Here is a 26,406-nt window from a genome sequence, read left to right as displayed (position 1 = left end):
TCCGGGCACAGCAATCGAGTTGACGAAACGGGCAGCTTTTCCGTCATATTGACGAGAGTTGAATCACAATGTCAGATCACAGCCCGCAGCGCTTCGGAACCTGACGTCAGTGGTGGAAATGCTTTGCAACCGATTGCACCATTTTTGCAATGATGCGACATTCAACAGACCCGATCGACCGCGCAAAGGAGACCAGGCAGGTGGGCGTTACGCTGAAGGAAGTTGCGGCCTTGGCCGGGGTGTCGCGGTCGGCCGTATCGCGCACCTTCACGCCGGGCGCCTCGGTCTCGGCCAAGACCCGCGCCAAAGTGGAAAAGGCCGCCAAGGAACTGGGCTACAGCCCCAACGCGCTGGCCTCGTCGTTGACGACGGGGCGGACCAAGCTGATCGGGCTGATCTCGAACAACTTCCACAATCCCATCTTTCTTGAGGTTTTCGACCAGTTCACCCGCGCCCTGCAGGAACGCGGGCTGCGCCCGCTGATCGTGAACCTGACCGACGAGACCGAGCCCGCCAATTCCGTGCGCATGCTGCGGCAGTATTCGGTGGATGCGGTGATCGTCGCCTCGTCGACCTTGCCACCCAGCTTTGCCAAGGCGTTCCACGATGCAGGGGTCCCGGTGGTGCACACCTTCGGGCGCTCGGCGACTTCGCCCGAGGTGCATGTGGTCGGAATCGACAACGTCGAATGCGGACGCATGGCCGCGCGCGAGCTGGTCGCGCGGGGCTATGCCAGCGTGGGCTATCTGGGCGGGCCGGTCGATGCGACCTCGGCGCGGGACCGGCAACGGGGCTTTACCGAGGAAATGGCAAACCACCCGCAGGTTCCCGTCAGCCACTCCTTCGCTGGGGCCTACTCCTTCGAGGCCGGCCGGGCCGAGATGCTGCGCCTGCTGGCGGGTGACCCGGCGCAGGCCTATTTCTGCGGCGACGACATCCTGTCGATCGGGGCGCTGTCGGCGCTGGCCGACCACGGGCTGAAACCGGGTTCTGACATCGGGATCATCGGCCTGAACGACATGGAAATGTCGCGCTGGGAATACATCAACCTGACGACCATCCATCAGCCGATCAAGCAGATCATCACCTCGTCGGTCGATCTGGTCGAAGAGATGCTGAAGACACCGGATCGCTACCCCGAGGCGCGGATCTTCCCCTGTCGGGTGATCGAGCGGGGCACGTTGCGGCCCCGCCCCTGATCAGCGGAACATCGGCGGGCGCGCGTCCTGCCAGGTGCCCTCGGCCCGGGCCGAGGCCACCGCTGCGTGCACCGCGGCAATCGAGCGGACGCCATCGGCGGCATCGGGCAGCCCATCGCGCGGCTCACCACGGATCGCGTCGGCCAGATCGCAATAGATATTGGCCACAGCCAACGGAAAGCCCTCGGGATGTGCGATTGCCACGCGCGACAGGCGCATCGCGTCTTCATGCAGGCCGCCCTCGCCCTTTTCGATGATCTGCGTGCGTCCACCGACCGGTGTGTAGAACAGCTGGTTGGGATGTTCGGAAGCCCAGCGCAGCCCACCGGTTTCGCCGAACACCTGGATGTCGAACCCATGCTGCCGCCCGATCGCCACGGACGAGGTCCACAACCGGCCGACGGTGCCGCCCTCCATGCGAAAATTGACCATCGCGTCGTCCTCCAGCTGGCGGCTGGGAATGGTCGAGGCCATGTCGGCCGACAGCGTCGCGACCTCGTCATCGCAGATGAAGCTGGCCATGTGCAGCGCGTGGATGCCGCAATCGGCGAATTGCCCCGACACGCCCGCCATGGCCGGATCATAGCGCCAGCGCACGCGCGGATTGTCCGCGTCAGTGGCATCCCCATGATGGCCGTGGCTGAAATTGGTGACGACCAGGCGCACCTTGCCGATCTCTCCGGCGCGGACCATGGCGCGGGCCTGCCGCACCATCGGATAGGCCGAATAGCAGTAGTTGACCGCGCAGATCCTGCCCGAGGCCCGGGCCACGCGCACGATCTCTTCGCCCTCTTCCACGGTCATGGTCATCGGCTTTTCGCACAGCACGTTGAACCCGGCCTCAAGATAGGCCTTGGCGATCTCGAAATGGGTCGCGTTCGGGGTGGCGATGGTCACAAGGTCGATCCGGTCGGGCCGGTCCTTTTCGCCGGCCAGCATTTCCTGCCAGTCGCCATAGGCGCGGTCGGCGGGCACACCCAGCCGCTGCGCATAGGCGCGCCCCGCCTCGGGCCGGTGGTCCAGCGCGCCGGCGGCGAATTCGAACAGGCCGTCGGCCTGTGCGCCCAGACGGTGGGCGGGTCCGATCTGGCTGCCTTCTCCGCCCCCGATCATGCCCCATTTCAACTTTGCCATGGTCTTGGTCTCTCTGCGAACGATGTTGGAAAACGTGCCGGGCCTAGAACGCGCCAACGTCCTGCCAGCCGCGACTGTCGGCCGAGGCCAGCGCCGCCGCCAGCACCCGGTTGACCTCGTGCCCGTCCCGGAAGGTGGGCCAGTTGCTCCGGCCGGAATGAATGGCGGTCAGAAAATCCTTGGCTTCGATGATGATCTGATCCTGATATCCGGTGCCGTGGCCGGGACCCTGGCAAAAGGGCTCATAATCGGGATGCTCCGGACCGGTCAGGATCTTGGTGAAACCGCGCTGGGTCTCGGGGCCTTCGCGGCGATAGAGCCACAGGGCGTTCTGATCCTCCTGGTCAAACCGGATCGCGCCCTTGGTGCCCGAAATCTCGTAGGCATAACCCATCTTGCGGCCGGTCGCGATACGGCTGAAATATAGGTTCCCCATGACGCCGTTTTCAAACCGGCACATCATCTGGGCGTGGTCGTCATTGGTCACTGCACCGCCCGGGCGGGTGTGGTGAACGGTTTCCACATCGGCCATGACCTGCGCGATCGGCCCCACCAGAGCCAGCGCGCCATTGACCATGTGCGGCGCCAGATCGCCGATGGTGCCGTTGGCCATGCCGGTCGTGCGCCAGGTCGCCGGGGCCTCGGGGTCGGCATAGAAATCCTCGGTATGTTCACCGCGGAACCATGTGATGTCGCCAATCGCGCCGTCGGCGATCAGCTGGCGGGCAAACTGGCTGGCCGGGGTGCGGATATAGTTGAACCCGACCATGTTGACGGTGCCCGAGGCCTCGGCCGCCGCCACCATGGCACGGCTGTCCTCAAGCGACGCGCCCAGCGGTTTTTCGCACAGCACCGGCTTGCCCAGCGCCAGCGCCGCCTCGGCGATCTGCCGGTGGGTGGACTGGGGCGATGCAATCACGACGGCCTCGACCACCGGATCTTTGACCAAGGTCTGCCAGTCGGCGGTGGCACGGCGGAACCCGTAGGCGGCGCGGTAGCGTTCGGCACTGTCAAGGCTTGAGGCGCAAATCATCTCGAGCCGTGGTCTGAGCGCGGTGTCGAACACGGCGCCCACGGCGGACATGGCCACCGAATGGGCTTTGCCCATATAGCCGCCTCCGACGATTCCAATTCCGATTTCTCGCATTTTGGGCGGCTCCGAACATACTGATTGCAACCGGTTGCAAAATCAGTATCGTGAGAATCGATCCAATGCAAGGTCCATCGGATCGGCGGGATCAAAATGCCTGGGAGGAACAGTTTGAGTCACTTGATCGACGGCATCAAAGGAAACCGGTTTGCCGTTTTCGGGCGCGCTGGCATGGACATGTTCGCCGATCCGGTCGGTGTCAAAAGCGAACATGCCGACATGTTCCGCGCGGACTTGGGCGGTTCGTCCGCGAATATCTGCGCGGGTCTGGTCAAGCTGGGCAGCCAGGCGTCGCTGATCACCTCCGTCTCGGATGACGCGGTTGGGCGGTTCTGCCTCAACAAGTTGCATCACTATGGTGTCGACACCTCTTTCATCCGCGTCGTCGGCGGTGAATACCGCATGTCCTTGGCGGTCTATGAAAGCTGCATCGAGGACTTTCAGAACGTCATCTACCGAAACGGCGCCGTCGATTTTCAGGTCACCGAAGATGACATGGACCGGGTCGACTATGGCCGTTTCAGCGCGGCGATCTCGGCCGGAACCGTGTTTGCCGCCGAACCGTCGCGCAGCGCCACCTTCCGCGCCTTCGAAAACGCGCGCAAGGCCGGGCTGCCGGTGATCTTCGACATCGACTACCGGCCCTACAGCTGGCCTTCGGCGCAGGTCGCCGCCAACGTGCTGTCGCGCGCGGGCGAGGCCAGCGACATGATCGTCGGCAATGACGAAGAATTCGGCTTCATGGCCGGCGGGATCGAGAAAGGCTTCCGGAAAGCCTGCGATCTGGCCGAGAAACCCGGCCGCATCGTCGTCTACAAGATGGGCGAAAAGGGCGCCGTCACCCTGACCGACGGGCAAGAGATCCACACGGGCATCTACCCGGTCAGGGCCGTCAAACCCAACGGCGCGGGCGACAGCTTCATGGCCGGGCTGCTGGCCTCGGTCGCGGCGGGCCATTCGCTGGAACAGGCGGTGTTGCGCGGCTCGGCCTGCGCCTCGATCGTCGTGTCCAAACCAGGCTGCGCGCCCGCCATGCCAACCACCGAAGACCTGGACGCTTTCCTTGCGTCCCACCCCGGCCCCACCCCGGCCGGATAGGAGAGCCCGATGCACATCCCCCCGTTCGACAACCAGAACAAACCCATCGTCGATGTCGATGACCCGACCGTACCGCTGAACTTTTTCAACATCGTCAAGTTGAAGCGGGGCGAAGCCTTTGAATACCAGGTCCCAGGGTACGAGACCTGCATCGTGCCCGCCACCGGCAGCGTCGATGTGGATGTCGAGGGCGTGCACTTTGCCCATCTGGGCAACCGGGGCGAGGATGTCTGGGATGGCGAGCCCGAGGGGGCTTATGTCCCGTCAGGGGCAAGGGCGCAGATGGTCTGCGTGTCGGAAACGGCCGAGGTGTTCGTGGCCGGCGCAAAGTATGACAAGGTGCTGGACCCGTTCGACGTGCGCGAGCATGACTTGGTGCAATATGGCAGCGACGACACCAAGACCCATCGCAAGATCAAGCATATCCTGGGCCAGAAACAGCATGACAAGGTCGGCCGCCTGCTGGTGAGCGAGCTGTTCACCGTGGGTCAGGGCGGCTGGTCGGGCTTTCCCAGCCACAAGCACGACACCAACCGCCTGCCGGACGAGACCCGGCATGACGAGACCTACAATTTCCGCTTCAAACCCAACTGGGGCTCGGGCCTGCAGATGCTGCAGCGCGAGGACAATGAGCCCGGCGATGCCTATCACATCGTCGATGGTTCGACGATCTGCATCGACAAGGGCTACCACCCCTGTTGCGTGCTGCCGGGATACGAGATGTATTATTTCACCATCCTCGGCGGGCTGACCCAACGGTCGCTGGTGCAGTATTTCCAACCCACCCATGCCTATCAGATCGAGACGATCCCGGGCATCAAAGACATGATCGCCAAGTTCAAATGACCCTCGTTACGCTCAAAGACGTCCTGCAACCCGCCTATGAACAGGGCTATGCCGTCGGCGGCCTCGTGACGTTGGGCTGGGAGGACATGCGCGCCTATGTCGCCGCGGCCGAGGCCGAGAACGCCCCGGTGATCCTGCAGGCCGGCCCCAGCTGCCGCGAGCACACGCCGCTGCCGGTTCTGGGCAAGATGTTCCGGTATCTGGCCGAAAACGCCTCGGTGCCCGTCGTGGCGCATCTGGACCACGGCTATACGTTCGAGGAGTGCAAGATCGCGCTGGACAGCGGGTTCACCTCGCTGATGTTCGACGGATCGCGCAAGCCCCTGCAGCAGAATATCGACGAGACCGCCGGGATTGCCGAAATGGCCCACGCCGCCGGGGTCTCGTGCGAGGGCGAAATCGGCTTCGTCGGCTATTCCGGCGGCGAAGGCTCGGCCGGGACCGACCCGGACGAGGCCGCCACCTTCGCCGCCCAGACCGGCGTGGATGCGATGGCGATTTCGGTCGGAAACGTCCACCTTCAGCAGAACAAGGAAGGCGGGCTGGACGAGGACCGCATCCGCCGGGTTCAGGCCGTGACCAACGTGCCGCTGGTGATCCATGGCGGATCGGGCGTGCCCGTCGAACAGCGCGCGCGGCTGGCGCGTGAAACCGCGATCTGCAAGTTCAACATCGGGACCGAGCTGCGCATGGCCTTCGGCGCCGCCCTGCGCGAGGCCGTGAACCGCGACCCCGACCGGTTCGATCGGGTGACGATCCTGAAGGAAACCCATGATCCGGTCGAGGCTGCCGCCCGCGCCGTGATCCGCGCCTTTGGTGCGCCGCCGCAGCGCTAACCGTCCCGACCTGTGCCGTTCTTCAAAATGCGCTGGCGGGTCCTAATCGTCGCGCCCCGGTTCGTTTGGATTGCTGGAAAACAGGGCGATCTTGTTGCCCTGTGGGTCCCGCAGATAGCCGACGTAAAAACGCGGCCCGTACATGGCGCGAAAGCCCGGCTGACCTTCGTCCGATCCGCCGGCCCGCAGCGCGGCGGCGTGCAGGTCTCGTACCTGCTGCTGATCGCAAGCCTCAAAGGCGACCATCGCACCATTCCCGGCCGAGGCCGCGGCCCCGTCAAAAGGCGGTTTGACATAAAATTCCGGCTGAACCGGTTGCTGGCCCGGCGGGACCGGCAGGGCGAAACTCAGCCCTTCGGGACCCTCCTCCAGCGCATAGCCGAGATCCGGCAGAAAGGCGCAGTAAAACCGTTTTGCATGCGCGATGTCGTCCGCGCCGACCGTAACATAGGAAATCATGCTGCATCTTTCCTTGCCGGGTGTCGATCCGTCAACCGGCCCCAGCGTATCGACGCACGTCCATTCCGGACGGGAACGACCCCATGGCCGTCAGATCGAGCCGCCCTCGACCATGAAGTTCCCGGCACTGCACATGGCCGCGTCGTCCGAGGCCAGAAACAGCACCATCCGCGCCACATAGACCGGGTCGATCGGGTCGGGCAGGCATTGGCGGTCGATCTGCTTGGCCAGCGCCTCGGGCGTGACCCACAGGTCTTTCTGGCGCTGGGTCATGATCCAGCCGGGCACGACCGTGTTGACCCGGATCCGGTGATCGCCCAGTTCCCGCGCCATGGTGCGGGTCAGGCCGTGCACTGCGGATTTCGCGGTGGCATAGGCGGGAAAGCCCGCGCCGGCCTCCCACCAGGAATTCGAGCCGATATTGATGATCGACCCCGCGCCCTTGCCGATCATGCCGGGCGCCACGGATTGGATGGCAAAGAACATGTGGCGGAGGTTGGTCGCCATGCGCTCGTCCCAATAGTCCGGCGTCACCTCGCGCCAGTCGTGCCGGTCGTCATGTGCGGCGTTGTTGACCAGAACGTCCGCCGCACCCAGCGCGCCGGTGAGTTCTTCGAATGCCGTCCGCAGCGCCGCGATGTCGCGCAGGTCGCAGGCGGCAAAGGCGTGGGGTCCGTCCAGTTCGGCCAGCAGCGCGTTGCCGCCCTCGGCGTTGATGTCGACAAAGCCGACCTTGGCCCCCTGCTCGGCAAAACCGCGCACGATCTCGCGCCCGATGCCCGAGGCCCCGCCGGTCACGAATACGGTGCGCCCTTTCAGGCAGGGATAGATGGCAAAGGCCTTGGTCATTTGTCGCGCTCCATGATCCATTCCACTTCGGGCGCCGGAACGAAACGCCATTTGCGCAGCGGCCCGGCCATGACGTTCAGATAATACATCTCGAACCCGTAGGGCGCCCCGCAAGGGTGGTGCCCGCGCGGCACCAGTACCACATCGCCATCGGACACGGCCATGGTTTCGTCCAACTGACCGTCATCGGTATAGACGCGCTGGATGCCAAAGCCGCTGGCCGGGTTCAGGCGGTGGTAATAGGTCTCCTCCAGATAGGTGATGCGGGGATAGTCGTCCTCGTCATGCCGGTGGCTGGGGTAGGATGACCAATGGCCGCTGGGGGTGAAGACCTCGGTCACCAGCAGGCTGTCGGCGTAGTCCTCGGCCTCCATCGCGATGTTGTTGATGTGGCGCGTGTTTGTTCCCTTGCCGCGCTCGGTCAGGGTGATGCCCTCGGGCCCGATCCGGCGCGCGGCATGGCCGCCCTTGCCCGGGGCCGAGCACACGGCGATCACGCAGTCGGTTTCGGCCACGGCCTCCCACTCGGTGCCGTTGGGCAGGTACAGGCAATGCGGCGGGGACTTTTCGAACACGTTCATCCGGTCGCCCAGCACGCCCCAATCCTGCCCGGCGCCGGTGATCCGGGCCTTGCCCTCGACCATTACCAGAATGACCTCGCGGTCGCCGGTGACCTCGGCGGCGCGCTCGCCGGCCCGCAGGTGATAAAGGCCAAAACCCACATAGCGCCAGCAGGCGCTGGCCGGCGTGATGTCATGCACCTTGCCATGGGTTCCGAACGGTTTTCTCAGCAGTTCTGCCATCGGTTTCACCTGTGTTGGGGCAGCACCGGCCGCCCGGGTTCCGTCATGCCGCCTGCCGCGACTGCAGCGCGTCCAGCGCCTGTTGCAACTGTGCCTGCGTCCAGCTTTCCGACACCGCCCGGCGCAGGATGTCCGCCTGGCTGGGCGGAGCATTTCCACCTACCGGCGGATCGGTATCCAGATTGGTCGGAAAGGGATAGCCTTCGGCGGTGGCCGCGATCGCGGCGCCGATGCGGGCATCATCCAGATCGCCGCGCTGTTTCAACGCCATCAGTGCCGGGAATACGGCCAGACACATCGCCTTGCGGTCCACTGCCTCCATCGCCCGCCCGAAGGCTGACGACACCTGCAGCAGGTTGGCCATCCGGTGGATGTCGGCGCTGCTGTTTTCGCCGGCTGCATGGAACAGCGCCGGGTTGAAGAACACCGCATCGCCCTTGGCCAGCGGCAGCTGGATGCAGGCCCGTTCGAAATACGCCCGATGCGCGTCGTCGTGAAAGGCGACATAGCCAGGGCCATACAGCTGCGAGAAGGGCAACAGCTTGGTCGGGCCGCTTTCAATGGGCATGTCGCAATGGGCAACCGCGCCCTGCAGAGTCAGCGCGGCGGTGACCATATGGGCGTGCGCCGGGAACTGGGCCGCCTTGTCGGCGGTCTGGAACCCCAGGTGATAGTCGCGATGCGCCTGCTGCGCCTTGCCGCCTGGCCGCACCTGGTTGATCTGCGCGGTCACCTGGTAATCGGGGCCCAGCCAGGCCTCGCAGGCGGCGGCAATCGCCGTGTTGCCGAAATAGAGCGCAAAGCCCTCAGGGTCGCGCAGGCATTGCTTTTGCAGCGCGTTCCACACCCTGTCATTCGCGCCCGAGGCCGCAAAGTGATCGCCCTCGCCGCCCCCGGCCTGACGCTCATCTTCGATGATCCGGCGAAACACCTCGGTCGCCCGGTCGATGACCGCGGTATCCGCATAGGCGCCTTTCAACGCGATCACCCCGGCAGATCGGCCCAGAACCCAGCCCCATTCAGCCAGCAGGGCGCGCCGGGTGTTGGGGGTTTCCAAGGCGGGCCGCAGCGCGTGCATGTCATAGACCGGCACGTTCTTCTCCACAGCGGCCGCGTGGCGCACCTGCTCGGGCCGCAGGCTCTGCGAGGTCAGCACCTTGAATTCGTCCAGATCACAGGACTCGGGGCCGAAATAGCCGGCGAAACCAGGTTGCTGACGGACCATGAAACGCTCCTTTCCCATGGCGGCGCCCCGGGGGGCGAAAGATCAGGCCGTGATCGTCAATCCGGCCTGACCGCAGACCTCGACGATGTGGTCATAGCCCATCTTCGAGTATTCATAGGGCGGGGCCTTGGCCGGGTCCTGCTCGGCCTCGACCACGATCCAGCCTTCGTAATCCATGGCTTTCAACGCATGGGAGACCTCCTGAAAGCCGATGCAGCCATCGCCGGGCACCGTGAAGGCCCCTGCGATCACTGCATCCAGGAAACTGCGCCGGTTGCCGCGGGTGTCGCGCACGATGCCGGGGCGGATGTCCTTGAAATGCACGTGATGCACCCGATCACCCCAGCGGTTCAGCGTAGCCAGTACATCACCGCCGCCGAACAGCAGATGCCCGGTGTCAAAGCACAGCTTCACCTCCGGCCCCGACCCCTCCATCAACCAGTTCACGTCATCTTCGCTTTCTATGATCGTGCCCATGTGGTGGTGATAGGCCATCGGCATCCCCTGATCGGCCATCCACTTGGCCAGTTCGGTGATCTTGGCGCCGTAGGCCTTGATCTCGTCTTTCGACAGCTGCGGGCGGTCATTGACCGGGGTGCCGATCTGGCCCTGAACCGTGTTCGAGCATTCGGCATAGACGATGCAGGGGCTGTTCAACGCCACGAACTGTTCGACCTGCGCGCGCACCGCGTCGCGTTCGGCGGCGAAATCGTTGATCAGCGAATTGCCCGAACACCAGCCGCCGCACAGGGCGATGTCGTTGCCTTCCAGATAGGCGCGCAGGCCTGCGGTATCGGCGGGCATGCGCTGCCCACGCTCAACCCCGGTATAGCCGATCTGACGCGCCTCTTTCAGGGCCTGTTCCATCGTGAACGCCGCCGTCAGGTCGGGCAGGTCGTCATTTTGCCACGCAATCGGAGAGATGCCGATCTTCACGCTCATTTGGTGTTTCTTTCCTTGATGGCAGCCTCGTAGGCCGCACGTTTTTCATTCACTGCAGGGCGGGTGCTGACCTCGGGCACCGCCACTTCCCACCACGTGCCGCCATATTCGGTCGAGGGGTACGGGTCGGTGTCGATGACGATCACATAGGGGCCTTTGACTTCAGCACGCTTTGCCAGCGCCTCTTCCAGCTCGGCGATCGAGCCGACCTTGACCGAGGTCGCCCCCATCGCCGCCGCATGGGCCGCAAAGTCGATGGCCGAGGGCGTCTCGTGCACCGCATGGTCCAGCAGGTTGTTGAACTCGGCCCCGCCGGTGCCCATCTGCAGCCGGTTGATGCAGCCAAAGCCCCGGTTGTCGGTGATCACCACGGTGAAGGACACCCCCATCATCGCCGCCGTCGCCATTTCCGAGTTGGCCATCATGTAGGTGCCGTCCCCGGTGAAACAGATCACGTCGCGATCGGGCTGGGCCATCTTGATGCCCATGGCGCCGGCGATCTCGTAGCCCATGCAGCTGAAGCCGTATTCCATGTGATAGGCCCCCGGACGCGGCGCCTTCCACAGCTTGTGCAGCTCGCCCGGCATGGTGCCGGCGGCGCACATCACCACCGTGTCGTCATGTGCCGCGCGCTGCACCGCGCCCACCACCTGCATGTCGGTGGGCAGTGCGTTGGCGTCGCCCGGCGCGTCGGTCAGCGCATCGACCTTGGCAAACCACTCAGCCTTGAGCGTGTCGGCCACCGGATCGGCGCGATAGCCCTGCAGGGCTGCGCCCAATTCCTCGATCCCGACCCGCGCGTCGGCCAACAGCGGCATCGCGCCGTGTTTCGCGGCGTCATAGGCGGCGGTGTTCAGGCAGACCATCTTGCGCGCTGGGTTGGAAAACAGCCCCCAGGACCCGGTTGTGAAATCCTGAAACCGCGTGCCGATACCCAGGATCAGATCCGCCTCGGCGCACACGGTGTTGGCGGGTTCGCCCCCGGTCACGCCGACCGGGCCCAGGTTCAGCGGGTGATCCCAGGCCAGGGCCGATTTGCCGGCCTGCGTCTCGGCAACAGGAATGTTGTGGGTCTCGGCAAAGGCCTGCAGCGCGTCGGTCGCGCCGGAATAATGGACACCGCCGCCGGCCACGATGATCGGGCGTTTGGCCGACCGGATGGCCTCGGCCGCGCGGGCCAGCTCACCTTCGTCGGGGCGGATGCGGCGCTGGTGCCAGATGCGCGGCTCGAAGAAGCTGAGCGGATAGTCATAGGCCTCAGCCTGCACGTCTTGGCAAAAACCCAGGGTCACCGGCCCGCAATCGGCCGGGTCGGTCATGGTGCGGAAGGCGCGCGGCAGGGCAGTCAGCAGATGTTCGGGCCGGGTGATCCGGTCGAAATAGCGGCTGACCGGGCGGAAACAGTCATTGGCGCTAACGGTGCCGTCGGTGAAATCCTCGGTCTGTTGCAGCACCGGGTCGGGGCCGCGGGTGGCGAAAACGTCCCCCGGCAACAGCAGCACCGGCAGGCGGTTCACATGCGCCAGCGCGGCGGCGGTGACCATGTTGGTCGCCCCCGGCCCGATCGACGAGGTGACCGCCATGGCGCGGCTGCGCCGCATCTGCTTGGCATAGGCGATCGCGCAATGGGCCATGGTCTGTTCATTGTGACCGCGATAGGTGGGCAGGCTGTCGCGCACACCGTGCAGCGCCTCGCCCAGACCGGCCACGTTGCCATGGCCGAAAATCGCCCAGACGCCGGCGATGAAGGGCTGGCCGTCTTCGTTCATCTGCGCACCAAGGTAACGCACCAAGGCCTGCGCCGCGGTCAGTCGGATTGTCTTGCTCATCATGATCCCTTTCAGAACGAGGCCGCTATGGGCAATCCGTTGCAATCATTCTGTCGTGAAAGGATCCGACACGCCCACCACCCAGACCGGGTGGCCCGGCCTGCCGGACCCTGGTGATATTGGTGCCCCGCATGATGCGGGACACCGGGGAGAAACCTTCAGACGGTGCCGCCCAGCGACCCTTCCAGCTCGGCCATCTCCTGCCCGCCGGCCATCATGTCCTGCAGCTCTTCGGGCGAGATTTCACCGCGCCGGGCGGTGCCCAGCGTCTTGCCGCGGTTCAGAACCGTGAACCGGTCGCCCACGGCCAACGCGTGGCGGACGTTGTGGCTGATGAAGACCACGCCGATGCCCTGGTGGCGCACCTTGTCGATGGTGGCCAGCACGTTCGAGGTCTGCCGCACGCCCAGTGCCGAGGTCGGTTCGTCCAAAATCAGGATCTTGGCGCCAAAATAGACCGCACGGGCAATCGCCACGGTCTGACGCTCGCCCCCCGACAGGGTGCCCACCGCCTGATCGGGGCCGCGCAGGTTGATGCCCATCTTGCGCATCTCTTCCATGCAGACCTCGTTGGCGTGCTCGATGTCGAACCGTTTCAACAGGCCTTTCCCCTTGGTCGGCTCGCGCCCCATGAAGAAATTGCGGGTGACGCTCATCAGCGGGATCATCGCCAGGTCCTGGAACACGGTGGCGATGCCCGCCTCCATCGCGTCGCGGGGCGTGTCGAAGGACATCGGCTGGCCTTCGAAATAGATCTCGCCCTTGGTGGGTTTGTGCACGCCCGACATCGTCTTGATGAAGGTCGATTTGCCCGCCCCGTTGTCACCCAGCAGGCAGTGGCATTCACCCGGCTTGACGTCGAAACTGACGCCCGCCAATGCGATGATGTTGCCGAAATGCTTTTCAATCTCTTTCATTTCGACGACCGGGGCCACGTCCTTGACCGCATCGCCGTGATGGAACTTGGTATCTTCGGTCATGTCAGCGCTCCCCGGTTACGCGTTTGCGGATCGCGTTGTTGAACAGAACGGCGATCAGCAGCATCGCCCCTAGGAACACCTGGAACCAGTCCTGATCGAAATCGGTATAGGTCAGGCCGATGACTACCATGCCGAAGATGATCGCCCCGAAAAACGCCCCGATGGCCGATCCATACCCGCCGGTCAGCAAACAGCCACCGATCACCGCGGCGATGATCGCCTCGAATTCCTTCTGGAAGCCACGCCGCGCATCGGTCGAGCCCGCGTCGATCACGGTGATGATCGCCACCAGCGCGGCACAACAGGCAGTCAGCATGAACAGTGAAATCTTGACCCGGTTCACCGGTACGCCCGAGTTCGACGCCGCAACCCGGTCGCCGCCCGAGGCGAAGATCCAGTTGCCGGCCGGGGTGCGCAGCAGAACATAGGTGGCGGCAATGGCGAAAGCCACGAACCACAGGATTTCAACCGGGACACCCGGCACTTTGGGCGCGCCGCTTTTGAACGTGTCGATCAGGCCCTTTTCGGCCAGCCAGGTGAACAGGCTGGCAAAGGCTTCGCCGGAAAAGAACGGCGCGAGCCAGTCATTTTCGACCTGGTCGCGCACGCCGCGCAGCTGGGTCGACCCGCCGGTGGCGGCCTTGAGCCCCACCAGGGACAGGCCGCGCAGAATGAACAGAAACGCCAGCGTCACGATGAAGGATGGCAGGCCCGAGCGGATGACGATGGTGCCGTTGATTGCCCCGACAAAGGCCGCAAAAACAAAAGTCATCGGGATCGCAGCGACCAAGGGCAGCTGCCAGGTCACCACGCAGACCCCGAAGAACAGGCCGGCAAAGGCCACCATGGAGCCGATCGACAGGTCAAACTCGCCCCCGATCATCAGCAGCGCCGCGCCGATGGCCAGAATACCCAGTTGGGCGGCCGGGGTCATGAAGTTCATGATGCCGGCAAGCGTGAACATCGATTCATCGGCCGTGATGGCGAAGAAGATGAAGACAAGGATCGCCCCTGCGATGGCCCCCAGTTCGGGCCGCTTCATCAGCTTGGTCAGGAACGGTTCCTTCTTGATCCGTTCGTCCATCGCCGCTTGTGCAGACTCGGTCATGGTTTCCTCCCGTTTGGCAGGGGCGGCGCCCTGACGCCGCCCCGATTTTCAGCCCGCCGGTATCAGCGGATGCCCTGAGCGGACAGCTCGACCACCTGACCGGCCTTGTCGGCGGTGATCAGGTTCGGACCCGAGGGCACGTTGCCGCCCGGCATCAGGCCGTACTTGGCGTTCAGCGCCATAAACACGACCGGCAGGTAACCCTGCAGATACTGCTGCTGGTCCACGGCAAAGGCCGCGTCACCATCGACGATCGACTGCAGGAAGTTGGCCGACAGGTCGAACGAGGCCACGTTCACGTCGCGCCCCGACCCTTTGACGGCGGCCACTGTGGGCTCACCGGCCGAGCTTGCGCCCAGCGCCATCACGGTATCGACGCTTTCATCCGAAGCCAGAGCCGCCGAGACTTTCGACTCGATCTCGGACGGGTCGTTGGACGTCGGCAGAACGGTCACATTGCCGCCAAAGCCTTCAGCAAAGCCCGCGCAGCGCAGGTCCAGCGCGACGTTTCCGACCTCGTGGTTCACACAGATCGCGTTCTTGCCGCCCATTTCGGCCAGCTTCTCACCGGCGGCCTTGCCGGCGTCGAACTCATCCTGACCCACATGCAGCGCCGCGCCCAGTTTCTTGGACACGTCCGAGCCCGAGTTCATCGAGATCACCGGGATGCCTGCGGCGACCGCGCGTTCGATCGAGGGGCCAAGCGCGTCGGCGTCCGGGATCGAGACGATCAACCCGTCGGGTTCCTGGTTCACGGCGGCATCGATCAGCTGCGACATGGCGACCATGTCAAAGGTTTCGGGCGCGCGGTATTCGACGTTCACGCCCATATCCGTGCCGGCCTGCTCGACCCCGTTCTTGACCACGTTCCAGAACGCGTCATTCGCCTGGCCGTGCGATACCACGACGATGTCCTGCGCAAAGGCCGGAGTGGCCAGCGCCAGCGCGCCGGCGGCCAAAGCACCTTTGAAAAATTTGTTCATTACGTTTCCTCCCACTAGGACAGATTTTTGTCTTGTCCGGGTCCTGGACCCATTCATCCGGCAAGGCCGAATCTCTGTCGCACCGATACGCATCGGGGCCGTTTCAGTTTCAATACTTCACGTCATTTTGCAACCGGTTTCAAAATTTCCTCCAGCTTTACCGGAATACCCGTCCTGGCCGATCGGGTCGCAGCTTCGGCCAGGGCCAGCGCTGCGACGCCGTCTTCCAACGTCACCGGCACGGCGGATCCGGTCTTGACCGCAGTCACGAACGCATCCCATTCCGCCCGATAGGCAGGCATGTAGCGTTCGAGAAAGAAGTAGGTCGGCTTGGCACTGATCACGCCGTCGGACGTGGATTTCACCAGGTTGTTCTCGAGCACGTTGCGCGCCTGCAGCAGCCCGCCGGACCCCAAGACCTCGACCCGTTGATCATAGCCGTATACGGCCCGGCGAGAATTCTTGATGACGGCGATCCGACCGTCCTTGTAGGTCATGGTGACGACGGCTGTGTCCACATCCCCCGCCTCGGCGATGGCGGGGTCCACGGTCGATGTGCCAACGGCCGAAACAGTGACGGGTACGTCACCCATGATGAAATTGGCGAGGTCGAAATCATGTATCGTCATGTCCCGAAATAATCCGCCCGATACTTTGACATAGGAAATCGGGGGCGGCGCCGGATCAAAAGAAGTGATCGACAGCAATTCGGGGCTTCCGATCTCGCCGGACTGAACGGCGGATTTCAATGCGCCAAACCCCGGATCGAAACGCCGATTGAACCCGATCATGACCGGTTGACCGGTACCTGCCACGGCTTGCTGGCAGGCGAGGGCGCGGTTCAGGTCCAGATCGACCGGCTTTTCGCACAGAACGGCCTTGCCCGCCGCCGTCGCCGCCTCGATGAGGTCCGAATGCGTATCCGTCGGCGTGGCGATCAGCACCGCGTCGATATCCGGGTCGGCGATGATGTCCTCCGACGTGCGCGCCACGGCTCCATGCGCTTGCGCCAGACGTGCGGCGGCGTCTTCCATAGCGTCCGAAACCGCAACAAGCGTGCTGTCCGGGTGGTCCGAAATGGCTTGCGCGTGGACGGTTCCGATGCGCCCTGCTCCAAGCAATCCGATTCTGAGCATTGTGACCTCTGGGTATATTTCTGGCGGGAGCATGTTCTTTTTTGCAACCGGTTGCAAGGATTAATTGCGGCCTGAGCGCGCCCGTGTTTTGGCCCAACATTGCAACGCGGTCACGAAGGCACTCAGCCGATCGCGTGCGGGACCAATCTCTTGAGTTTGCTGCCTGGGCGTCCTTGAGTGGCTTGGTATTGGCCCATTCGGTTCGGCTTTTGTGATTTCTCCGTCCTCTGTTAAACCTTTGAGTCGGGGCAGAAATTGACACCGATACCAAACCGCCCCGACCAAGGAGACGATGATTTGATGAATGTGTCCCTGCCGATTCCGCTGCTGGTCATGGCCATTCTCCCTGCTGCGTTGCTGGACCGATGTTCGGGCCAGAACACCGGCACCGCGCTGGGAGTTCTGGCGCGGGACCGGGTCGCACTGACGGCAACGGCCAATGAGATCATCGTGGAACTGCCTGTTGCAGAAGGGTCTCCGGTCAAGGTCGGCGACGTGCTGGTCAGGTTTGACACGGATCTGCAGACCGCGAAGCTGAACCTCGCGCAGGCGGAACTGGAGAAATCGCAGGCCACGCTGCTGAAACTGGAAGTCGGTCCGCGCGAGGAGGAGATAGCGATCGCGCGCGCCAACGTCGCCGGGGCCGAGGCGCGTCTGCTGGACGCAGAAGCCGTGTATCAGAGGAATTCCCAGCTGGTCGTCAACTCGGTCGTCAGCCAGGCGCGCCTGGATCAGGATATTGCCGCACGCGATTCCGCTCGGGCGGCACTGGAAAGCGCTCGGGAGTCCCTGAAAGAACTGGAAAACGGAACCCGCCCCGAAGATCTGTCGGTGGCCCGGGCCAATGTGCGGGCGGCCGAAGCGGCGGTTGCCGCCGAGCAGACCGTTCTGGATGACCTGACGGTTGTTGCGACACGGGACGGCATCCTGGATTCCCTGCCCTGGAACCTGGGGGAACGGGTCGCCCAGGGCAGTCCGGTCGCGGTGCTGGTGTCCGGCGCGGCCCCTTACGCCCGCGTCTATGTCCCCGAACCCAGCCGGGTGGACATCGCACCCGGAGACTCTCTCGAGGTTTGGGTCGACGGGCTGGACCAACCTCTGACGGGCACCGTGCGATGGGTCAGCGACGACCCGTCCTTCACCCCCTACTACGGGTTGAACAAGGATGATCGGACGCGCTTGGTCTATCTGGCTGAAATCGACCTGCCGGAAACCGCCCGAGATCTGCCCGCAGGCGTTCCCGTCCAGGTGAAGATGCCATGAGCGATCTGGTGGTCTCGACCCAGGGTCTGACGCGCCGGTTCAAGGAAAAGACAGCCGTCAGCAACCTGGACCTGGAGATACGCCAGGGTCAGATCTATGGGTTTCTGGGCCCGAATGGCTGCGGCAAGACAACGACGATGCGAATGCTGACCGGACTGCTGACGCCCAGCAGCGGATCCGTCTCGGTGCTGGGCCGACCGATGCCGCAATACGCCGAGCCGCTGAAGAATGAGATCGGGTACATGACGCAGATCTTTTCGTATTACCGCGACATGACGGTGCTGGAGAACCTGCGCTTTGCCGCCGAGATCTACGGAATGCCGCGCCGCAAATCCGCCGACCGGATCGACGAACTGCTGACAACCTACGACCTGACCGAAAACGCCAATCAACTGAGCGGCAGCATGAGCGGCGGGCAGCGGCAGAAACTGGCGCTGGCCGCGACGGTGCTGCACGGCCCCAAGCTGTTGTTTTTGGACGAGCCGACATCGGCCGTCGACCCCGAAACCCGCCGGTCTTTCTGGGAACAGCTGTTCGACCTGGTCGATCAGGGCGCGACGATGATCGTGTCCACGCATTTCATGGACGAAGCGGAACGGTGTCACCGGCTGGCCATCCTCGAGCATGGGGTGAAAAAGGCGGATGGATCGCCCCGGCAACTGATGGAAGACCTGAACGCCACCGTGATCGAGGTCGAAGGCGAGGGTCTGCGGCAGGTCAAACACCTTCTGGACGACACGCCCAAGGTGCTGTCGACGGCGCAGGTGGGTGCCCGATTGCGCGTACTGGTGGACAAGTCGGAAAACGATCCGATGGCGATGATCACGTCGCGCCTGTCGGACTTTCCCAACGTGGCGATGTCCGTGCAGCGCCCCAATCTGGAAGACGTGTTCGTCAGCGCGACGAAGGGACCCGCCCAATGAAATCGCTCCGCCGCATCACCGCCGTTCTCAAGAAGGAGCTGCTGCAACTGCGGCGCGACCGGATGACCTTTGCCATGGTCGTCATGATCCCGCTGATCCAGCTGCTGTTGTTCGGATACGCAATCAACACAAACATCCGCCATATACCGGTCGGGATCGTGGATCAGGCCGACTCGTCGCTGTCCCGGACCTTGGCTCAGATCGTTCAAGCCACGCAGGTCGTGACCATCACCGAGGTCTTCGCGACCCCGGAAGAGGCCGAGCAGGCGATCACCGAATCCACCGTGCGCGCCGCGTTCATCATTCCGCCCGACGTCGATGACCGGCTTGCCCGAAGCCCGTCCATCGGACTGGGCCTGCCCAACGCCACCAACCAGACATCCAGCCGCCCCGTGGCTCATTGGATCGTGGACGGGTCGGACACCATGGTGGCCAGCGCCATCAAATCCCTGCGCAGCATGTCACTGACCGAATTGCTGCGACAGCCGCCAAACCGTCAGGTCCCGACCTTCGAGGTCACGCTGTATTTCAATCCCGAGCAACGATCGGCGGTGAACATCGTGCCCGGCCTCGTGGGTGTCATCCTGACCATGACCATGATCCTGTTCACCTCGGCCGCCATCGTCCGAGAGCGCGAGCGGGGGAACATGGAGATGCTGATCAACACCCCGGTCAAATCCATCGAACTGATGATCGGCAAGATCATTCCCTATATCTTCCTGGGCTTGCTGCAGGTCGCGATCATCCTTGGGCTGGGACATTTCCTGTTCGACGTCCCAATAAACGGAGGACTGATCCCGCTGCTGGTGGTAACGCTTCTGTTCATCATCGCCAGCCTGTCGCTTGGCCTTGTGATATCGACGCTGGCTCAGAACCAGCTGCAGTCCATGCAGATGACGATTTTCGTTCTGCTGCCCTCGATCCTGATGTCGGGATTCATGTTCCCCTTCGACGGGATGCCCAAGCCGGTTCAGGTGATCGCCCAAGTGCTGCCGGCCACCCATTTCATGGACATGATCCGCGGCGTGGTTCTGCGGGATGCAACGCTTTACGCTCTGCGCGGTGACATCCTGTGGATGATCGGGTTTGCCGTCCTTGGGATGCTGGCCGCGACGCTCAGGTTCAAGAAACGCCTGGGATAAAAAGAAGGGCGGCCAAGGCCGCCCCAAGTGTCTGGATTGCCAGTCTCTTATCCGTGTCGGACCGTTCAGATGATCTCGTCCTCGTCGAACATGGGATCATCTTCCAGCTGCGCGTTGATATCTTCCATCGAGTCTTCGGCCTTTTCCACGGACCCGACCCGCCCCAGGTGAAACACGGCATCGCCCTCATTCACCACAGGCATGACCGCACGCCCGACGATCAAGCCGTCGAACGGAGCGATGATGTCCTCGCTGGCTTCGCCGAACGGGTCCGATACGGCACCCAGCAGATCACCTTTGCGAACCAGTTCACCGTCCGCTTTGTAGATCCGAAGGATTCCGCCCATCGGGGCACGCAACCACTTGCTGGACGAACAGAACTGCGGTGCCGCTTTGGGCTTGGAAATCCGCTTGGCGGGAACCATCCCCATGTGCCTCAGCACCCGCAGAATGCCAGCAAGGCCCGCGCGGATCGACAGTTCATCCAGGCGAAGACCCTCGCCCGCTTCGTACAACAGGATATCTTTCCCCTGCGCCTTCGCCGCGCCGCGCAATGATCCGTCGCGCAGGGGCGACTGGATGACGATCGGTGCTCCGAAAACGCTGGCCAGTTCCTTGGTCCGAGGGTTGTCGGGCGAGATCCGGATCTGCGGATAGTTCGTGCGATGTATCGCCGCCGAATGCAGATCGATCCCCAGATCCGAGCGGGCGACGATTTCGGTCATGAACAGATGCGCCAGCCGCGAGGCCAACGACCCGTTCTCGCTGCCGGGAAACACCCGGTTCAGGTCGCGACGATCGGGCAGATAGCGGGAATGGTTGATGAAGCCGAACGCATTCACGATCGGCACCGCGATCAGCGTGCCTTTCAATGTCGCCAGGTTGGGCGCACGCAATAGACGGCGAATGATCTCGACGCCGATCACCTCATCACCATGCACCCCACCGCTGACAAAAACAGTGGGCCCGTCCTGTCGGCCATGCACCACATGCGCGGACATGGTCACCGGGGTATGGTCCGACAGAACGCTGACCGGCAGATCCACGGTAAACCGCGACCCCGGTGCCACCGTGGCGTGGCCGATCGTGAATGGCTGCCGCTTTCCCATGCCGTTACCCTTTGCCCTTGGTCTTGGTGGCTCCGGCTTTTGCGTTCTTTTCCAGGAACTCGATCATCTTTCCGGCAATATCCAGACCAGTGGCTTTTTCCACACCCTCCAGGCCCGGCGAGGAATTGACCTCCATCACCACAGCGCCGTGGTTGGCGCGCAGCATGTCGACGCCGCAGGCATTCAGGCCCATCGACTTGGCCGCGCGAACGGCCGTTGCACGCTCTTCCGGTGTCAGCTTGACCACCTTGGCCGAACCGCCGCGATGCAGGTTCGAGCGGAAATCGCCCTCGGCGCCGGTGCGTTTCATCGCAGCGACAACCTTTCCGCCCACCACGATGGCCCGAATGTCGGTTCCTCCGGCTTCCTTGATGAACTCCTGCAGCAGGATGTTCACACCCGCACCGCGGAACGCCTCGACAACCGATTTGGCGGACCGGTCCGTATCGGCCAGAACGACACCGATGCCTTGCGTCCCTTCCAGCAGCTTGATGACGATGGGCGCGCCACCGGCCAGTCTCAGCACCTCGTCGGTCTGTTTGGGGTCGTGAGCAAAGGTTGTGACGGGCAGGCCGACACCGTCGCGGGCCAGCAACTGCATCGACCGCAGCTTGTCGCGCGACCGGCCGATGGCGACGCTTTCGTTCAACGGGTAGACACCCATCATTTCGAACTGACGTAACACTGCGGTTCCGTAGAAGGTGACCGAGGCACCGATCCGCGGAATCACCGCGTCATACCCCGTCAGCTTTTCGCCATTGTAATAGATCTCGGGGCGACGGGTTGCGATGTTCATGTAGCACCGCAGGGTGTCGATGATGTCGAGCTGATGCCCACGCTCCTCGGCCGCTTCCTTGAGGCGGCGGTGCGTGTACAGGTTGGCATTGCGCGCCAGCATTGCAATCTTCATGACAAATCCCCTTTGTCCTGGTGTTTTGGTTTGCCGCGCAACAGATGCGCGCGCTTGGTGTGAACGGCGATCGCGTGGTTCTTCAGCGCCGCCCGGCCCACGATCATCTGAAAGGTCATGTTCGTGCGATCGGTCAGAGACAGATCCAACGGCCAGGTTTCGTCGCCCAACCGGATGGTGGTTCGGATGACGATCCTGTTTTCAGGAATTCCGCTGGTGTTCTTGATGTTGCGCCGTTCCTTGATCGGAGCCTCGATACGGACCATGCCTTCTCCACCCGGCACCTCCGTCAGGAAGGACACCCAATGATGTCCGTCCCGTTGAAACCGCCGAATGTCGGTTGCATGCAGCGCTGACGTGCGGGCGCCGGTGTCGATCTTGGCCTTGATGTCGTTCAAAGGCAGGTCGGGAAGGTCGATGTATTCCATCCAACCAATGACCTTCGGCGTCTGCGGCTGACCCTTGTCGGAAACGTTTGCCATAATCACACCAGCCAGGGCATCAGAAGGGTTGCAAGGCTGAGCACGAAGAAGAAGCCGGCCATGTCCGTAATCGTGGTCAACAGCGGGCCACTTGCGGCGGCCGGGTCCTGTCCGATCCGCTTCAGCAGCAAAGGAACAACACCGCCGATGGATACCGCCAGCATCGTGTTGAGTGCCAGCGCAGTACCAATCACCAGACCCAGAGCCGGATTGCCTTTCCAAAACCACGCGACCAGCCCGATCAGAATACCCAGCGCAATCCCATTGATGACCCCGACTGAAATCTCCTTGATCCAGACCCGCACGGCATCTTGCGGCCGCACCAACCCCAGGCTCAATTCACGCATGGTGACGCCAACGGCCTGGTTGCCGGAACAGCCGCTCATGTCCGATACCATCGGCAGGAAGATGGCCAGCGCAATCACGGCGGCCAGTGTTTCTTCGTAGGCCGAGATCACGCTGGCCGCGATGATGTTGAGCACGATGTTGGCCGCAAGCCAGGCCAGCCGGCGACGGGACCGCACCGACAAAGGCATCGAGCGCAGCTCGTCGCCAACCACACCCTGACGTTTGAGGCTTTCACTTTCCGAGCGTTCCAGAGTGGCTTCTGCCACCGCCGTGCGGGACACGACACCCGCCAGGACACCGTCGGCATAAACCACCGGCACCCCCAGGAAAGGATGATCGTTGAACACGTCTTCCAACTGTTCCAACGGGGTATCCACGGTCACGGTCAGTGGTGGAACCATGATGCTTGTCAGCTTTTCGCTGCGCTTGGCGGTCAGCAGGCTGCGCAGCGATACCACGCCCACCGCGCGCCCCTCGGAATCGACAATATAGGGGTGCTGCCCGCGATACCTTTCAAAATCCTCGTCGTCCGAAGCAAGTTCGCGCAGGACATTGCCAACGGTCTGCGTGTCGCGGAACTTGAACACCTCGGTCATCATCAGACCGCCGGCGGTGTCATCCTCGAACGTGCTGAGCAGGCGGACATCCGCAGCCTCTTCGGCGTCCATTTCGGACAGGATGGCCTCGGCATCCGGCGTATCCAACTCGCCGATAACGTCGGCCTGAATGTCCGAATCCAGCTGTTCGATGATTTCGGCAGCACGCTCGGGCTTGAGGCGTTCCACAAGCTCGACCGCCATCTCGTTTGGCGCTTCTTCGACCAGTTCCGCCGCAAGTCCAACGGGCACGATCTCCAGAACGGTATCGCGCTCGGCCGGTGTCAGCTGAAGAACTTCGCGCAGGGCTTCGCTGCTGGTCAGCGGATCCAGAAGCGCCTCAAGCTCGGACGCATTGGACTGCTCGACCGCTTCCTTGATCCGAAGCGAAAGCTCTTCGTCGGTTGAGGGAATGTCTACGTTTCCGTCCATGCCTTGGCCATTCAATTGGGTTGTCGTTCCTTTATATAGGTGATAAATTTTTGTCTATAGGCAAAATTTCATGAGATATAGAATGTCTGACTTCACGAATGCCGCGGAAACCCTGGCCGGGCTGTATGCCCGGGAGTTCGGAGGAAAGGCCTCGGGCCGGTATCGCATCCCGCAGAAGCTGCTGCGTGAACTGTGTGGCCGGAGAAGGCTGTACCAGGAGGACATCACGGCTCTGACCCGTGAACTTCTGGAAATGGGCTATGTCATGATTGATTTGGACAGCTTCTTTGTCGTCATGAGCGCCAATTCCTTCGTGAACTATCGGCGAGTCGGCAAGGAAATGCTGGCCCACACGGAAGGCACCAGCTGAGTCCCATTCCAGGCAATCGTCGCAATGGCGCGCGATCTTGTCAGATCCTCAGTGCGCGAGCCGCCGCAGTCTTTGTTGCAGAAACTTTCTGGACGCCAGGTTCGGTGCCGCTTCTATGGCCTGCCGATAGGCCGCGACCGCCGCGGCGGTGCGGCCCGTCTTCTGAAGAATATGCGCGCGGGCCGCGTGCCATGGCTGAAAATCGTCAAGATCGGGCCGCAGGCTGTCCAGCTTGTCCAAGGCCAGTTGGGCATGACCTGCCTCGGCCATCACGACGGCCCAGTTCAGGGCAACCACCGGGGTTGGCTCGCAGGCCCAAAGGGACTGATACAGCAGCGACATCTGCCACCAATCCGCGGCCGGCGCCATCATGTGGCAATCCGCAATGGCGGCCTTGAGTTGAAACGGTCCCGGTTTTCTCTGGTCGACCGCAGCTTGCAGGAGCCGCTGCGCCTGACGTATCTGACCCTGCCGCCAAAGTGTTCGGTCCTGATCCTCTACGGGCACCATAGCGCCATCAGCGTCGATACGCGCAGGGCGGCGGGCATCGGTCAATAGCATCAGGGCCAGCGCACCTTCGATCTCGGGCTCTCCCGGTTGGAGATCTCGCAGAACCCGCGCAAGGTAGATACCTTCGTGGCAGAGATCCCGCGGTCCCGTATCCTCGGTCACGTATCCGGTGGTGAAGATCAGGTAGAGGGTCGTCAGCACCGTATCCAAACGTTCCGGCCAGATTTCCGGATCGGGAACGGAGTACCCAATCCCCTTGGCGCGAATCTTGGCCTTGGCTCGGGACAGGCGCTGGCCCATCGTCTGGTCGTTGTCCAAAAATGCTGCGGCGATCTCCCGTGTGGTCAGGTTGCAGACCGTGCGCAAGGTCAGCGCGATGCGTGACTTCTGGTCCAGCGCGGGGTGGCAGCAGGTGAAGATCAGACGCAACCGGTCATCCGGTATCTGCTCAGGCAGGTCGTCCGTCACGGAGTCGGGCAGGGTTACGGCCAGGGCTGCTGTTTTCCGACCTTCCCTATGTTGCGCTCGAATGCGATCGATGCCCTTGTTCAGACCAACCCGCATCAACCATGCGGTCGGGTTGTCCGGAACTCCGCTGCGGCTCCAGTGTTTCACGGCCGAGATTGCGGCCTCCTGCAGTGCGTCCTCGGCCAGTTGGAAGTCACCCAACCGGTTGATCAGGCCGGCCAAAAGCCGCCCCCGATCCCGCCGCAACACATCATCAATGACATGCCCAACTGCGATCGCTTTGGGGGCGGCGTTCTTCATGGATTATCCAGCCGGATTGTAGTCCATCAGAGGCCGAACCTCGATGGTGCCGTAGTTGGCGGCCGGGATCAGCGCCGCGTATTTCAGCGCCGCATCCAAGTCGGCAACGTCAACCACATAGTATCCGCCCAGATGCTCACGCGTCTCGGCATAGGGCCCGTCCATGGTTTCAGCTTTTCCAGAGCGGATCCGAAGGGAGGTTGCAGTTTCGATCCCTTGCAGACCCTCGCCATCGCAAAGAACACCATCCGCTTTCATCCGCTCATTGGCGGCAAAGAAGCCACTCATCATCTCGTCAAACTCCGGGGTGCCATAGGCCGGTTCTTGCGCGGGGTCGGTGTAGATCAACAGCATGTATTTCATAGCAATAATCCTTTTCAAAAGTTCTGGGTCAAAGACCGAAGATCCGGGCTGCGATGCAGATCATCATGATCAGCGCGGCCAGGACATTGGTGCCATTACCGACATAGCGGAGCGGGTGGCCGGCATTGTCAATCTTCAACCCGAAGGGATGCACAGCTCGTCCGATCACCAGCAAAATGCCCGCCGCGTTGAGGAAAAGCGCTGATGTACAGACCCCTTCCCCCAGCATCATCAATATCAATATGAAGGTCGCCCAGTCCTGGCAGTTTCCATGTTGGCGCACGCGCAACATCAGCGCCATGTCGCCGCCATCGCCGATGGATTGGCCCGTGGCCGACCGCATCCCCGAGACACGAAACCATAAGACGAGCCAGATCATCGCCACTAGCAACGCATAAATCGGTGTCGTTGAAAAAACCATCTATCGTCCTTCCTGTTTTCAGGTTCGTGCCCCAAGGACGTCGGGTTTTCTCAGATTTCGACAGGTGCTGAGATTTTTTTGGGTGGCGCGCTGCAATTCTTGCGCATTTTGCGCGTTTCTTACCATTTATTTGTCGGCGATTGTTGGGTTGGTGCTGAACGAGCGGTTGAGAACGAGCAAAGCCGCCCTTGG

At 62.8% G+C, this 26,406-nt stretch carries 27 protein-coding genes; 8 read left to right on the top strand and 19 right to left on the bottom strand.

Translation table 11 applies throughout. From position 1 onward, the window contains the following. The first annotated feature begins 200 nt into the window (after positions 1–200). Complete coding sequence (locus ACR0DA_RS15200; RefSeq protein WP_480754747.1) at positions 201–1,199, top strand: LacI family DNA-binding transcriptional regulator; 999 nt, start codon at positions 201–203, stop codon at positions 1,197–1,199. Here the strand turns inward: ACR0DA_RS15200 and ACR0DA_RS15195 are convergent, their stop codons facing one another. Next, on the bottom strand, positions 1,200–2,333 hold the full coding sequence (locus tag ACR0DA_RS15195; protein WP_480754745.1) for a Gfo/Idh/MocA family protein: 1,134 nt from the start codon (positions 2,331–2,333) through the stop codon (positions 1,200–1,202). It abuts the gene before it with no gap. Between the two features lie 43 nt (positions 2,334–2,376). Next, the gene (locus ACR0DA_RS15190) at positions 2,377–3,480 is read right to left on the bottom strand and encodes a Gfo/Idh/MocA family protein (protein ID WP_480754743.1); all 1,104 of its coding nucleotides are present in this window, start codon (positions 3,478–3,480) and stop codon (positions 2,377–2,379) included. A gap of 96 nt (positions 3,481–3,576) precedes the next feature. Between ACR0DA_RS15190 and ACR0DA_RS15185 the strand changes: the two genes are divergently transcribed. The 3 genes from ACR0DA_RS15185 to ACR0DA_RS15175 are packed head-to-tail and all read left to right on the top strand — an operon-like array spanning position 3,577 to position 6,263. After that, a complete protein-coding gene (locus tag ACR0DA_RS15185; RefSeq protein ID WP_480754741.1) occupies positions 3,577–4,581 on the top strand; it encodes a PfkB family carbohydrate kinase in 1,005 nt (334 codons plus the stop codon). 9 nt (positions 4,582–4,590) lie between these two features. Beyond that, complete coding sequence (locus tag ACR0DA_RS15180) at positions 4,591–5,427, top strand: 5-deoxy-glucuronate isomerase (RefSeq protein WP_170452036.1); 837 nt, start codon at positions 4,591–4,593, stop codon at positions 5,425–5,427. After that, positions 5,424–6,263, top strand: a complete 840-nt coding sequence (locus tag ACR0DA_RS15175; protein WP_480754740.1) for a class II fructose-bisphosphate aldolase — start codon at positions 5,424–5,426, stop codon at positions 6,261–6,263. The genes ACR0DA_RS15180 and ACR0DA_RS15175 overlap by 4 nt, the downstream gene beginning before the upstream one ends. Positions 6,264–6,305: 42 nt before the next feature. Here the strand turns inward: ACR0DA_RS15175 and ACR0DA_RS15170 are convergent, their stop codons facing one another. The 10 genes from ACR0DA_RS15170 to iolG all read right to left on the bottom strand — a co-directional run bounded on the left by ACR0DA_RS15170 (position 6,306) and on the right by iolG (position 16,577). After that, the gene (locus ACR0DA_RS15170; protein WP_170407128.1) at positions 6,306–6,722 is read right to left on the bottom strand and encodes a VOC family protein; all 417 of its coding nucleotides are present in this window, start codon (positions 6,720–6,722) and stop codon (positions 6,306–6,308) included. Between the two features lie 90 nt (positions 6,723–6,812). Further along, positions 6,813–7,571 carry an SDR family NAD(P)-dependent oxidoreductase gene (locus ACR0DA_RS15165; RefSeq protein ID WP_480754738.1) on the bottom strand — a complete coding sequence of 253 codons (759 nt, stop codon included), beginning with the start codon at positions 7,569–7,571 and terminating at the stop codon, positions 6,813–6,815. Then, positions 7,568–8,374 carry a 5-deoxy-glucuronate isomerase gene (gene iolB, locus ACR0DA_RS15160; protein WP_480754737.1) on the bottom strand — a complete coding sequence of 269 codons (807 nt, stop codon included), beginning with the start codon at positions 8,372–8,374 and terminating at the stop codon, positions 7,568–7,570. Before iolB ends, ACR0DA_RS15165 begins: the two co-directional genes overlap by 4 nt. Before the next feature lie 43 nt (positions 8,375–8,417). After that, the gene (locus tag ACR0DA_RS15155) at positions 8,418–9,599 is read right to left on the bottom strand and encodes a phytanoyl-CoA dioxygenase family protein (RefSeq protein WP_480754735.1); all 1,182 of its coding nucleotides are present in this window, start codon (positions 9,597–9,599) and stop codon (positions 8,418–8,420) included. A 42-nt stretch (positions 9,600–9,641) separates the two neighbouring features. Continuing rightward, positions 9,642–10,541 (bottom strand): myo-inosose-2 dehydratase, encoded by a 900-nt coding sequence (gene iolE / locus ACR0DA_RS15150; RefSeq protein ID WP_480754733.1) that lies wholly within the window; start codon positions 10,539–10,541, stop codon positions 9,642–9,644. Next, positions 10,538–12,370 (bottom strand): 3D-(3,5/4)-trihydroxycyclohexane-1,2-dione acylhydrolase (decyclizing), encoded by a 1,833-nt coding sequence (iolD, locus tag ACR0DA_RS15145; protein ID WP_480754730.1) that lies wholly within the window; start codon positions 12,368–12,370, stop codon positions 10,538–10,540. Before iolD ends, iolE begins: the two co-directional genes overlap by 4 nt. A gap of 158 nt (positions 12,371–12,528) precedes the next feature. Further along, positions 12,529–13,350, bottom strand: a complete 822-nt coding sequence (locus ACR0DA_RS15140; RefSeq protein ID WP_093963708.1) for an ATP-binding cassette domain-containing protein — start codon at positions 13,348–13,350, stop codon at positions 12,529–12,531. A 1-nt stretch (position 13,351) separates the two neighbouring features. After that, positions 13,352–14,458, bottom strand: a complete 1,107-nt coding sequence (locus ACR0DA_RS15135) for an ABC transporter permease (RefSeq protein WP_170343202.1) — start codon at positions 14,456–14,458, stop codon at positions 13,352–13,354. A gap of 62 nt (positions 14,459–14,520) precedes the next feature. Further along, a complete protein-coding gene (locus ACR0DA_RS15130; protein WP_170343203.1) occupies positions 14,521–15,441 on the bottom strand; it encodes a sugar ABC transporter substrate-binding protein in 921 nt (306 codons plus the stop codon). Positions 15,442–15,563: 122 nt separating this feature from the next. After that, positions 15,564–16,577 (bottom strand): inositol 2-dehydrogenase, encoded by a 1,014-nt coding sequence (iolG, locus tag ACR0DA_RS15125; protein WP_170367483.1) that lies wholly within the window; start codon positions 16,575–16,577, stop codon positions 15,564–15,566. A gap of 300 nt (positions 16,578–16,877) precedes the next feature. Between iolG and ACR0DA_RS15120 the strand changes: the two genes are divergently transcribed. From ACR0DA_RS15120 to ACR0DA_RS15110, 3 genes are read left to right on the top strand one after another with little or no spacing between them, the layout of a single operon-like run. After that, the gene (locus ACR0DA_RS15120) at positions 16,878–17,840 is read left to right on the top strand and encodes an HlyD family secretion protein (protein WP_480754728.1); all 963 of its coding nucleotides are present in this window, start codon (positions 16,878–16,880) and stop codon (positions 17,838–17,840) included. Then, the gene (locus ACR0DA_RS15115; RefSeq protein WP_170526259.1) at positions 17,837–18,763 is read left to right on the top strand and encodes an ABC transporter ATP-binding protein; all 927 of its coding nucleotides are present in this window, start codon (positions 17,837–17,839) and stop codon (positions 18,761–18,763) included. The genes ACR0DA_RS15120 and ACR0DA_RS15115 overlap by 4 nt, the downstream gene beginning before the upstream one ends. Continuing rightward, the gene (locus tag ACR0DA_RS15110) at positions 18,760–19,905 is read left to right on the top strand and encodes an ABC transporter permease (RefSeq protein WP_480754726.1); all 1,146 of its coding nucleotides are present in this window, start codon (positions 18,760–18,762) and stop codon (positions 19,903–19,905) included. Before ACR0DA_RS15115 ends, ACR0DA_RS15110 begins: the two co-directional genes overlap by 4 nt. A gap of 65 nt (positions 19,906–19,970) precedes the next feature. Here the strand turns inward: ACR0DA_RS15110 and ACR0DA_RS15105 are convergent, their stop codons facing one another. Genes ACR0DA_RS15105 through mgtE form a run of 4 tightly spaced genes read right to left on the bottom strand, consistent with a single transcriptional unit; the run spans position 19,971 to position 23,782 of the window. Then, positions 19,971–21,014: a succinylglutamate desuccinylase/aspartoacylase family protein gene (locus tag ACR0DA_RS15105; RefSeq protein WP_480754724.1), complete on the bottom strand. Its 1,044-nt coding sequence runs from the start codon at positions 21,012–21,014 to the stop codon at positions 19,971–19,973. 4 nt (positions 21,015–21,018) lie between these two features. Then, a complete protein-coding gene (gene rimK / locus ACR0DA_RS15100; protein WP_093963715.1) occupies positions 21,019–21,924 on the bottom strand; it encodes a 30S ribosomal protein S6--L-glutamate ligase in 906 nt (301 codons plus the stop codon). Then, entirely contained in the window at positions 21,921–22,406 is a 486-nt protein-coding gene (locus tag ACR0DA_RS15095) for an ATP-dependent zinc protease family protein (RefSeq protein ID WP_170343208.1), read from the bottom strand. The genes rimK and ACR0DA_RS15095 overlap by 4 nt, the downstream gene beginning before the upstream one ends. Positions 22,407–22,408: 2 nt before the next feature. Further along, the gene (gene mgtE / locus ACR0DA_RS15090) at positions 22,409–23,782 is read right to left on the bottom strand and encodes a magnesium transporter (RefSeq protein WP_170373268.1); all 1,374 of its coding nucleotides are present in this window, start codon (positions 23,780–23,782) and stop codon (positions 22,409–22,411) included. An 82-nt stretch (positions 23,783–23,864) separates the two neighbouring features. Here mgtE and ACR0DA_RS15085 point away from each other — a divergent pair, with 82 nt between their 5' ends. After that, the gene (locus tag ACR0DA_RS15085; protein WP_170440145.1) at positions 23,865–24,152 is read left to right on the top strand and encodes a hypothetical protein; all 288 of its coding nucleotides are present in this window, start codon (positions 23,865–23,867) and stop codon (positions 24,150–24,152) included. Between the two features lie 48 nt (positions 24,153–24,200). On the opposite strand, the gene ACR0DA_RS15080 is transcribed toward ACR0DA_RS15085, so the two are convergent. Genes ACR0DA_RS15080 through ACR0DA_RS15070 form a run of 3 tightly spaced genes read right to left on the bottom strand, consistent with a single transcriptional unit; the run spans position 24,201 to position 26,214 of the window. Beyond that, on the bottom strand, positions 24,201–25,430 hold the full coding sequence (locus tag ACR0DA_RS15080) for an RNA polymerase sigma factor (RefSeq protein ID WP_480754721.1): 1,230 nt from the start codon (positions 25,428–25,430) through the stop codon (positions 24,201–24,203). A 3-nt stretch (positions 25,431–25,433) separates the two neighbouring features. Continuing rightward, on the bottom strand, positions 25,434–25,793 hold the full coding sequence (locus ACR0DA_RS15075; protein ID WP_170365705.1) for a YciI family protein: 360 nt from the start codon (positions 25,791–25,793) through the stop codon (positions 25,434–25,436). A 28-nt stretch (positions 25,794–25,821) separates the two neighbouring features. After that, positions 25,822–26,214, bottom strand: a complete 393-nt coding sequence (locus tag ACR0DA_RS15070; RefSeq protein WP_170367475.1) for an MAPEG family protein — start codon at positions 26,212–26,214, stop codon at positions 25,822–25,824. Between the last annotated feature and the right edge of the window lie 192 nt (positions 26,215–26,406).

The organism is Ruegeria sp. CI8 (assembly GCF_056536865.1).
The sequence above is the reverse complement of the archived record's forward strand: the minus strand, read 5'-3'. Positions and strand labels throughout refer to the sequence as shown.

Bases quoted from the DNA above. Each gene is read 5' to 3' on its own strand.
- ACR0DA_RS15195 (WP_480754745.1), bottom strand. From the start codon at position 2,333: ATGGCAAAGTTGAAATGGGGCATGATCGGGGGCGGAGAAGGCAGCCAG.
- ACR0DA_RS15190 (WP_480754743.1), bottom strand. From the start codon at position 3,480: ATGCGAGAAATCGGAATTGGAATCGTCGGAGGCGGCTATATGGGCAAA.
- ACR0DA_RS15185 (WP_480754741.1), top strand. From the start codon at position 3,577: ATGCCTGGGAGGAACAGTTTGAGTCACTTGATCGACGGCATCAAAGGA.
- ACR0DA_RS15180 (WP_170452036.1), top strand. From the start codon at position 4,591: ATGCACATCCCCCCGTTCGACAACCAGAACAAACCCATCGTCGATGTC.
- ACR0DA_RS15175 (WP_480754740.1), top strand. From the start codon at position 5,424: ATGACCCTCGTTACGCTCAAAGACGTCCTGCAACCCGCCTATGAACAG.
- ACR0DA_RS15170 (WP_170407128.1), bottom strand. From the start codon at position 6,722: ATGATTTCCTATGTTACGGTCGGCGCGGACGACATCGCGCATGCAAAA.
- ACR0DA_RS15165 (WP_480754738.1), bottom strand. From the start codon at position 7,571: ATGACCAAGGCCTTTGCCATCTATCCCTGCCTGAAAGGGCGCACCGTA.
- iolB (WP_480754737.1), bottom strand. From the start codon at position 8,374: ATGGCAGAACTGCTGAGAAAACCGTTCGGAACCCATGGCAAGGTGCAT.
- ACR0DA_RS15155 (WP_480754735.1), bottom strand. From the start codon at position 9,599: ATGGTCCGTCAGCAACCTGGTTTCGCCGGCTATTTCGGCCCCGAGTCC.
- iolE (WP_480754733.1), bottom strand. From the start codon at position 10,541: ATGAGCGTGAAGATCGGCATCTCTCCGATTGCGTGGCAAAATGACGAC.
- iolD (WP_480754730.1), bottom strand. From the start codon at position 12,370: ATGAGCAAGACAATCCGACTGACCGCGGCGCAGGCCTTGGTGCGTTAC.
- ACR0DA_RS15140 (WP_093963708.1), bottom strand. From the start codon at position 13,350: ATGACCGAAGATACCAAGTTCCATCACGGCGATGCGGTCAAGGACGTG.
- ACR0DA_RS15135 (WP_170343202.1), bottom strand. From the start codon at position 14,458: ATGACCGAGTCTGCACAAGCGGCGATGGACGAACGGATCAAGAAGGAA.
- ACR0DA_RS15130 (WP_170343203.1), bottom strand. From the start codon at position 15,441: ATGAACAAATTTTTCAAAGGTGCTTTGGCCGCCGGCGCGCTGGCGCTG.
- iolG (WP_170367483.1), bottom strand. From the start codon at position 16,577: ATGCTCAGAATCGGATTGCTTGGAGCAGGGCGCATCGGAACCGTCCAC.
- ACR0DA_RS15120 (WP_480754728.1), top strand. From the start codon at position 16,878: ATGAATGTGTCCCTGCCGATTCCGCTGCTGGTCATGGCCATTCTCCCT.
- ACR0DA_RS15115 (WP_170526259.1), top strand. From the start codon at position 17,837: ATGAGCGATCTGGTGGTCTCGACCCAGGGTCTGACGCGCCGGTTCAAG.
- ACR0DA_RS15110 (WP_480754726.1), top strand. From the start codon at position 18,760: ATGAAATCGCTCCGCCGCATCACCGCCGTTCTCAAGAAGGAGCTGCTG.
- ACR0DA_RS15105 (WP_480754724.1), bottom strand. From the start codon at position 21,014: ATGGGAAAGCGGCAGCCATTCACGATCGGCCACGCCACGGTGGCACCG.
- rimK (WP_093963715.1), bottom strand. From the start codon at position 21,924: ATGAAGATTGCAATGCTGGCGCGCAATGCCAACCTGTACACGCACCGC.
- ACR0DA_RS15095 (WP_170343208.1), bottom strand. From the start codon at position 22,406: ATGGCAAACGTTTCCGACAAGGGTCAGCCGCAGACGCCGAAGGTCATT.
- mgtE (WP_170373268.1), bottom strand. From the start codon at position 23,782: ATGGACGGAAACGTAGACATTCCCTCAACCGACGAAGAGCTTTCGCTT.
- ACR0DA_RS15085 (WP_170440145.1), top strand. From the start codon at position 23,865: ATGTCTGACTTCACGAATGCCGCGGAAACCCTGGCCGGGCTGTATGCC.
- ACR0DA_RS15080 (WP_480754721.1), bottom strand. From the start codon at position 25,430: ATGAAGAACGCCGCCCCCAAAGCGATCGCAGTTGGGCATGTCATTGAT.
- ACR0DA_RS15075 (WP_170365705.1), bottom strand. From the start codon at position 25,793: ATGAAATACATGCTGTTGATCTACACCGACCCCGCGCAAGAACCGGCC.
- ACR0DA_RS15070 (WP_170367475.1), bottom strand. From the start codon at position 26,214: ATGGTTTTTTCAACGACACCGATTTATGCGTTGCTAGTGGCGATGATC.